The 7,607-nt window shown below is 41.7% G+C and carries 7 protein-coding genes and 2 pseudogenes; 3 read left to right on the top strand and 6 right to left on the bottom strand.

The genetic code is table 11. The features are described 5' to 3' along the window. The coding region (locus tag IM456_RS08965) for an Rpn family recombination-promoting nuclease/putative transposase (RefSeq protein WP_287712769.1) at positions 1–750 on the top strand (750 nt) is incomplete at its 5' end. Between the two features lie 267 nt (positions 751–1,017). On the opposite strand, the gene IM456_RS08960 is transcribed toward IM456_RS08965, so the two are convergent. Then, the gene (locus tag IM456_RS08960; RefSeq protein ID WP_147070835.1) at positions 1,018–1,776 is read right to left on the bottom strand and encodes a sulfite exporter TauE/SafE family protein; all 759 of its coding nucleotides are present in this window, start codon (positions 1,774–1,776) and stop codon (positions 1,018–1,020) included. Positions 1,777–2,031: 255 nt separating this feature from the next. Between IM456_RS08960 and IM456_RS08955 the strand changes: the two genes are divergently transcribed. After that, positions 2,032–2,919: a lipid kinase gene (locus IM456_RS08955; RefSeq protein ID WP_149986059.1), complete on the top strand. Its 888-nt coding sequence runs from the start codon at positions 2,032–2,034 to the stop codon at positions 2,917–2,919. A gap of 2 nt (positions 2,920–2,921) precedes the next feature. Here IM456_RS08955 and IM456_RS08950 read toward each other — a convergent pair whose 3' ends face one another. Beyond that, a complete protein-coding gene (locus IM456_RS08950) occupies positions 2,922–3,977 on the bottom strand; it encodes an amino acid ABC transporter substrate-binding protein (RefSeq protein WP_002796409.1) in 1,056 nt (351 codons plus the stop codon). Positions 3,978–4,001: 24 nt separating this feature from the next. Beyond that, a complete protein-coding gene (locus tag IM456_RS08945; RefSeq protein WP_149986061.1) occupies positions 4,002–4,742 on the bottom strand; it encodes a TIGR00297 family protein in 741 nt (246 codons plus the stop codon). Positions 4,743–4,786: 44 nt separating this feature from the next. Between IM456_RS08945 and IM456_RS08940 the strand changes: the two genes are divergently transcribed. Then, on the top strand, positions 4,787–5,491 hold the full coding sequence (locus IM456_RS08940; protein WP_287694082.1) for a cytochrome b/b6 domain-containing protein: 705 nt from the start codon (positions 4,787–4,789) through the stop codon (positions 5,489–5,491). A 585-nt stretch (positions 5,492–6,076) separates the two neighbouring features. Here the strand turns inward: IM456_RS08940 and IM456_RS23530 are convergent. The 3 genes and pseudogenes from IM456_RS23530 to IM456_RS08930 form a co-directional block, all read right to left on the bottom strand. After that, positions 6,077–6,396, bottom strand: a pseudogene (locus IM456_RS23530) (hypothetical protein); the annotation flags it as partial. A gap of 105 nt (positions 6,397–6,501) precedes the next feature. Then, a pseudogene (locus IM456_RS08935) lies at positions 6,502–6,681 on the bottom strand (peroxiredoxin); the annotation flags it as partial. 232 nt (positions 6,682–6,913) lie between these two features. Next, positions 6,914–7,303, bottom strand: a complete 390-nt coding sequence (locus IM456_RS08930; RefSeq protein ID WP_287694080.1) for a hypothetical protein — start codon at positions 7,301–7,303, stop codon at positions 6,914–6,916. Between the last annotated feature and the right edge of the window lie 304 nt (positions 7,304–7,607).

Below are 7,607 nucleotides of genomic sequence, written 5' to 3'. Positions count from 1 at the left end.
TTTCGTCTTGATGGAGTCTTTCTGCCTCAAAATAATCACCCCCAGACTCCTATCTACTTCTGTGAGGTACAATTTCAAGAAGATGAGGCTTTTTATCAGCGCTTTTTCACCGAAATATTCTTATATCTCAGTAAAACTGACTTAACCAATGATTGGCGGGGTGTGATTGTCTATCCTAATCCTCAAGTAGAAACCGATAAAGTTCAACGCTATCGGGAACTGCTCAACTCCGAGCGAGTGAGACGGATTTATCTGAATGAATTAGAAAACATTCCTCAAACTTCGATTGGTTTAGCTACAGTCCAATTAATCACCCTATCTAAAGCAAAAGCGATTGATAGCACCCGAAAATTAATCCAAAGAGTGAGAGAAGAATTAACCCCCGACCAAAAACCCCAAGAACTCTTACAATTAATAGAGACGATTCTCGTTTATAAGTTACCGCTTCTCAATCGTCGGGAGATAGAAACTATGTTTAGTTTAGATGAATTAAAACAAACTCAGTATTTTCAAGATGTGCGCGAGGAAGCGCGTCAGGAAGGCATTGAGCAAGGCATTGAGCAAGGCATTGAGCAAGGCATTGAGCAAGGCATTGAGCAAGGCATTGAGCAAGGCATTGAGCAAGGCAGACTAAACAAAGCACTAGAGGCGGTCCCTCGTTTGTTAGCCCTAGGGTTAAGTGTTGAGCAAGTCGCATCCGCGTTAGAGTTAGAGGTTGAACAGGTTAGAGCTATACAAAAAGGGACATAATCTCCTTATGTCCTCATGTCTAGGAGGTTCTGTTATACTCAATCCTGTTTGATTTGATTGATTCAAGTTAATGTCGTGGCTAATACTGGGAAAAGTTAAGATTTATACCCCATAGATGAGCGATTAAAAGCAATAATCTCCGCCATTCTACCCCCCCCCGAATTTGTCAAGTATTCTCCGTTTTTTATTGATGAATACGGAAAAAGCCCATCAGGGAGAGAGTGGAAGGGTTAGAAAGTTGAGATTTAACGAGTCCGTTGATGCGGTCTAAGAGCAAGCGCGGATGAAGAAATAAATGGCCATCAGTAGCAGAAAAATATAAAAAGTAATCCGCACCAATCGATCCGGTAATTTCGGTAAAAAACGAGTGGTTACTTGTACACCTAGGGAACCACCGATACCTAAAATAATCCCTTGTAGATAAAGAATATGACCGGCTTGGGCATGAGCGAAACAGGCGGCGATCGAATTGAGTAAAACGACACCTAAACTGGTGACAATGGCGATTTTGATCTTTTCTGCCAAAAAAATCATTTGTAGTGGCACCATGATCGCCCCACCGCCAATTCCGAAAATACCGGCTAGAAATCCAGCGATTCCTCCGGTTAGCAGACAGGCTAGATTAGGATGCAATCTAATGGCAGAAACTGGCTCTTTTTGGCTTAAATTTTGCTTGAGATTGGTTAAATAGATATTGAGCAGTAAAAAACAACCAAAAGCCGCTTCTAGGAGGTGTTTGGGGCTATATTTGACCAGATAGACCCCGATAAATGCCGTAAAAATCCCGGGTAAACCTAAGAGGAGAACTCGCTGCCATTTGAGGGAACCTAATCGCCAATTTTGGATCGTACCCCCTAGGGAAGTAAAAACGATCGCTAAACTGCTGGTAGCCACCGATTCTCCGTAACTGTAGCCCAAATTTAACAGGATCGCCACGGAGATAGTGCCACCCCCAATACCGAATAAACCCGCTAATAAGCCCGAAAAAACGCCTGTTATCAGTAAAATTAAGTAATATTCTGCCATTATCTTCGTTTCATGGCCTTTAAGGGTCTGAATTTGCTATTATACATAGGACTTACTGAAAAAGTAAGGGCGAAGCATTCGGATAGAAAATCTACGGTTTCAGCGATAGTTTATGCCCGAATGCTTCGCCCCTACAGGACTTGCACCTGTTTCGCAAAACCAGCCACTAAAACCCTTACCTCGTCTATATTTCACATTTATTCAGCAACTCCTAATTACATAACCTTTATCCCGGCACTGCTGAGAAACTTACCTATGACTAAAAGAGCTTTACTACTAATCAATCGTCACTCGCGCAAGGGTAAAGAAAACTTTGCTCAAACTGTCGAGCTGCTCAATCATTGGGATTTTGAAATTATCAGCGTCCCTTTGAAAAAGGTAGAAGATATACCTTTTTTGATGGAAAAATATCGCTCTAATATTGATTTAGTTATCGTCGGTGGTGGCGATGGGACTCTTAATGCTATGGTGGATGTGTTGGTAGAAACTCAACTGCCCCTAGGCATTATACCTTTGGGAACGGCTAATGATTTGGCCCGGACTTTAGGGATACCGAATTCTATTGCCGAAGCCTGTCGAATTATTGCGGAAGGTAACTTAAAATATATCGATTTAGGTTGGGTAAATAATAAATACTTTTTCAACGTGGCTAGTTTAGGATTAAGTGTGAAAATTACCCAAAAACTGAACAAGGGTTTAAAGCGACGTTTGGGGATTTTGGCCTACGCTTGGACAGCCCTACAGTTATTAAGTAAAACTCGTCCTTTTACCGCTATGATCGGTATTGATGGCCAAAATATCAAAGTTAAAACCCTACAAATAGCGATCGGAAATGGTCGTTATTATGGGGGAGGAATGCCGATCGCTCACGATGCCCAAATCGACGATCAAAGATTAGATTTATATAGCCTAGAAATTGAACACTGGTGGCAAATTTTCCCGCTTTTATGGACATTACCGCGAGGACAACAGGGTTTATTATCTTGGGTGAGAACTCTTAAAGGGAAAGAAATTCAAATTCAGACTCGTAAACCCCATAGTATCAACACCGATGGCGAAATTACTAGCACTACTCCCGCCATGTTTCGAGTTATTCCAGCGGCCTTAGGAGTCTATATTCCCCGTCAGGAAACACAATTTTAAAATTAACGAAAAGGAGGAGAATACAATAAACCCCCCTTTGTCCAAAGATTATTTAAACCTCGATCGAGTTGCAGGGGTTTACCAATTTCACGATCATAAATTTCCCCGTAATTACCCACCTGTTTTAAGACTCTTTGGGCAAAATCATTGGGTAAACCCATATCTTCACCTAACTTCTCATCGATACCCAAAAAGCGCCGAATACTGGGGTCTTTGCTATCGGCAAAAGTGGCAATATTTTGGGAGTTAATCCCGAATTCTTCCCCTTGAATTAAACTAAAAACGATCGAGCGGACGGCATTCGACCAAGCGGGATCACCATCGGCCACGGCCGGGGCCAAGGGTTCCTTAGATATTACCACTTCTAATAATTGATGATCCTGCGGTCGGGGAAAAACCGAGCGCCGGGCCACCAATTGGGAGCGATCGGAAGTGACAGCCTGACAACGCCCCGCCTGATAAGCTGTATATAAAGCCTCCACATCATCGGAAACGATCGGTTTATAACCTTGCACTGCCGCTTTTGCCATGGCATCGGCCAGATTTTGTTCTGTGGTGGTTCCCGATAGCACACAAATTGACTTTCCGCTCAAATCTTCTAATTTCTTAACATTACTGGCTTTCGTGGCCATAATTCCCTGACCATCATAGAAAACCGGGGTGATAAACTCCATCCCCAGGGCGGTATCCCGGTTAATCGTCCAGGTGGTGTTGCGACTGAGGATATCCACTTCTCCCGTCTGTACGGCAGTAAATCTCTCTTGGGGGCTAAGTTTACGATATTCGACTTTGGAGGGATCATCAAAGAGTGCCGCCGCAATAGCTCGGCAAATTTGCACATCTAAGCCCGAATATTCGCCTTTTTCATTAACAAAGCTAAACCCCGGCACTTCTCCGTTAATGCCACAAATTAACTTACCGCGATTTTTCACCGTTTGCAAGCGGTCAGCACTGGGACTATTTGCAGTGTTAGAACTAGAATTCGGTTGATTTTCCGTCCCACAGGCAGTAATTAGCAGTAACAGCAGGGACAATGCACAAAAACGCCACTTTAGCATAGATATTTCTTTAGTCACTTAATTTTAGCTGAAAGACCAGAGCAAGCTTAACAGTATAGCCACGATCGCACCGATAACCGTATTGATCACATTGACCAATTCATTAGTTAACCACAGAAAGCGAGTTTGTAGAGTAGCACCGATGAGACTTTCGATATTGGTGGCGATAAATGCCGCAATTACGCACCATAACACACCGATAAGATCGATCGCACCGATACCCCATGCTAACAGGGAAATCGCCGTGGCTGCCAGCAAACCGGCGAGCGTTCCCTCTAAACTAACAGCCCCTTCTGTTCCCCGGGGGACGGATTTAAAATTAGTGATTAGATAAGTAGTTTTACCGTAAGCTTTGCCCACCTCACTGGCAGTAGTATCGGCTAATTTGGTGCTAAAACTAGCCACATAAGCGAGTATTAAGAGGTAATCCCAGGGAGAAGCGGCAAAAAGACTTAGGATAGCGCAAATTGCCCCCGCTAAAGCGGAACCCCAGACATTTTCCGGACCGCGTACCCCCGCTCTTTTTTCGGCGATTCCCTCCGCTTCCTTGTGCGCTAAACCGATGCGGGTGACAGTAGAACCGACGAGGAAATAGAATAAAACAATTAGATAACCGCGCCATCCCAAGCTTCCCCAGACAATTACCCCTAAAACCCAAGCATGGAGATAACCCATCCGAGTTAAGAGCTTTTTTGGGGCAATCCAGGCGATTCCGAGGAGGACGGTATTGAGAAGAACAGCGACGAGCCAAGGATTAGTTAACATAGTATCTGGGCAAGTTTACATACCCCATTGTATCGATCGAGTTCATGAAAACTAATCAACCTTATCAACCTCTTTTACTGCGAATTCTGCACGGATTCACGGGAATTGCCCTCATTGCCGCCATGGTTACGGCCTATTGGACCTATGATACTTTTGACGGTCGTTGGTTAAAACTGCCCTTACCAGAATATCGAGAAATTGAAAGTATTCACGGCACTTTTGGCCTCTATACCCTGATTATCTTTCCCGTTTTTGCTATCTATGCTTTTCGTCGGGGCAACAAAAGATTAATTCAAAGTGATTCTCTTAACAAATTAACCCAATTTGGTAAGCCGATTTGGTGGTATAGTCTCCATCGTTTAGTCAATACTTTGACTCTTTTTGCCCTAACTTTTGCCTTGTATAGTGGTCGGATGATGGATTCCGAATGGCTACCGGAAGGGGAATTAAATCACTTTTGGTATTATGCCCATTTGCTCAGTTGGTTAATTATGGCAGTAGTTCTGATCCTGCACCTGCTCATGACTGCTAAAGTGGGAGGGATTCCCCTGTTATTATCTATCCTTAAATGGCGTTTTCGTGAACAAGATAGCCCGAAATTATGGTTATCTCAATTACGTCAATGGGGGTTAAATTTGCGTCTAGCCAATACCTTTCAGTGGCTACAATCTCTTAACTTATATAAGGTCTTAGAAATTGTTGTTTTACTGGCTATTATAGCGGCTTGGATTGTTCCCAAGTTTGACTAAGCTGTACTGTATTTAAACTGCGTATTGGGAATTTTAGTACAAATGCTCAAATTCCCTGATCCCACCTCTCCTATACCTTTTGAACAGGATTTAGTATGATTTATTGACCCCGACGAGCGAGAATAATCATCGTCTTCGCTAAGGGAGCAATACGACCAATACGATAGACTTTTTCTACCGATAAATTAGCTTCTGTTAATATAGCGGTTTTCACAGAAGTGAGTCCCGACTGAAACGCTGAAACGCCTATCTATCAAGGTATTTACTATACCTTATTAGACGAAAACCGCTATATTTGACCAGAAAATATAGCAGTTTTCATCAGAATGAGGCATGGGCAAGGAGCTTAAACCCCTTGTTGGCAAAACCTGTCGATACCTCAGTAACGTGAAAAGCGCTATAAAAAGGTAGAACAATCTGGATCATTTGTTCTCAAACAAAGCAAATTATCTTTAAATTTCAAGAACTCGCCCGTAATTCCTCTAAACGTGCTAAAACTTCGGCACTGTGAATGGCAGGATTTACCCCCTAAATAGGGTCTGCTGAAAAAGTTATTGAAAAGTACAGGTCTCTTAATCAATGATTTCACTTAGCTACAACTATAATCTTCCGTTGTTGATTAATCCATAAATTATAACTTATCATAATCATTGACCGAGAAAAAGTGCTGTTTTCCCATTTCATACTAAATCCTGTTTAATAAGGTATAGGGAAGCAGCGGAGCAGGGAGAAACAATTCATAACTTGGGAGTTAATCACACTATTAAAAACGGATTTGGTATCAGACATAAAAAAGCCCAAAAAACCTGCCTCAACAGGTTAGAAAGATTCATGACTAAAAAAGTAATAGCAATCGCTGAAAAGGAAGTATGAGGAAGTTTAGCCATCACTTTACCTAAACTATAGTCATTTCAATTAAGATTGAGAATATCAATCCCAGAGTTCATAAGGCTTTTGTCGGTTTAGACTGTATCAGACTTATCTGAAATGACTATAAATCTTCTTTTCCCTTTACCCCGATAGTCCGATAGGGAAATATTCCCTTCTCCCGTGTTAGTCGGTAGGGTAAAATCGGGTGCAGGTTAATTTAAAGGGGGTTGGAGGCCACCTAAAGCGTTAGCATCGGGAATAAGGGCAAAAAATGCCAGAATTACTGTACTTAAAAAACTCAACAGTTGACGACGAGACATAATCAGTTAAGCTAAGACGTATTTAAACTGCTTATTCTTGGATTAGCCGAATCTCCTCCAATCCCTTTACTGTTGCCTCTTGCCTCTTGCCTCGTCTCAACAAGCAATTTAAATTATGAACAGCTTACCTCCCTATTGTAACAAAAATTTCACTACTTCACAACGGGGTCAAACGCCACCTTTTCTGTGGTTGAGGCTCCACTGACTTTTATACGCCACTAAGCACGACCCTTTACAGATATAGCCAAGGCATAGTTTGACGAGTCAAGACACGAATTGCGTATTTCAACTGTTCGGAACGACTATTATAGTCTTTTCCCCCAAAATGTCCCGCAATACCAGAAAATTTCGGTTCAACGGGAAACCTTTTACAAACATTAGCCGATTGTGATGCTAAATTAATAGCTTGATAATATTGATGTTCACTATAAAAACAACCCTGCTGATGATTTTTGTGCATCGGCTGCAGGTAGCTTTCATAAAAGCATTTGCTAAAGACAAGAAAACGAGTATCTGCATAGGAAGGATTATTTTGTTTGTTCTGTAATTGTTGCCAAATCGGCCATTTAAAATCACATAAACACTCAAAGGGACTTTTAACCCTCTCTAAAATATCCGTCATATTGAGAAGATAAATTCTACCAGTTATCTTGGCAATATAAGAAGACTCTTTGACCAGTGCTGATTTTAAAATTCCCTGCTCTATTAATAGGGTTTCGCCGTAACCTTTGCCAAAATTACGAGGAAAATCATTGGCATCTAGTGAAATAAATTCAATTTGTTTGTGGCTCTTCGGGAATTGTTATGCAAATAATTAACTTAAAATAAAATTCGATGAGAGCGCCTACGCTCAAAAGTATCTGAAATCCATATAGAGAAGGACTTAAGGCACAAACAAGTTAATACCAAAAGATAGACAATTGAGT

The organism is Microcystis sp. M079S1, from assembly GCF_020246425.1.
GTDB classification, from domain to species: Bacteria; Cyanobacteriota; Cyanobacteriia; order Cyanobacteriales; family Microcystaceae; genus Microcystis; species Microcystis aeruginosa.
This window is presented reverse-complemented; position numbering and strand designations above follow the sequence as displayed.

Bases quoted from the DNA above. Each gene is read 5' to 3' on its own strand.
- IM456_RS08960 (WP_147070835.1), bottom strand. From the start codon at position 1,776: ATGGCAGAATATTACTTAATTTTACTGATAACAGGCGTTTTTTCGGGC.
- IM456_RS08955 (WP_149986059.1), top strand. From the start codon at position 2,032: ATGACTAAAAGAGCTTTACTACTAATCAATCGTCACTCGCGCAAGGGT.
- IM456_RS08950 (WP_002796409.1), bottom strand. From the start codon at position 3,977: ATGCTAAAGTGGCGTTTTTGTGCATTGTCCCTGCTGTTACTGCTAATT.
- IM456_RS08945 (WP_149986061.1), bottom strand. From the start codon at position 4,742: ATGTTAACTAATCCTTGGCTCGTCGCTGTTCTTCTCAATACCGTCCTC.
- IM456_RS08940 (WP_287694082.1), top strand. From the start codon at position 4,787: ATGAAAACTAATCAACCTTATCAACCTCTTTTACTGCGAATTCTGCAC.
- IM456_RS08930 (WP_287694080.1), bottom strand. From the start codon at position 7,303: ATGACGGATATTTTAGAGAGGGTTAAAAGTCCCTTTGAGTGTTTATGT.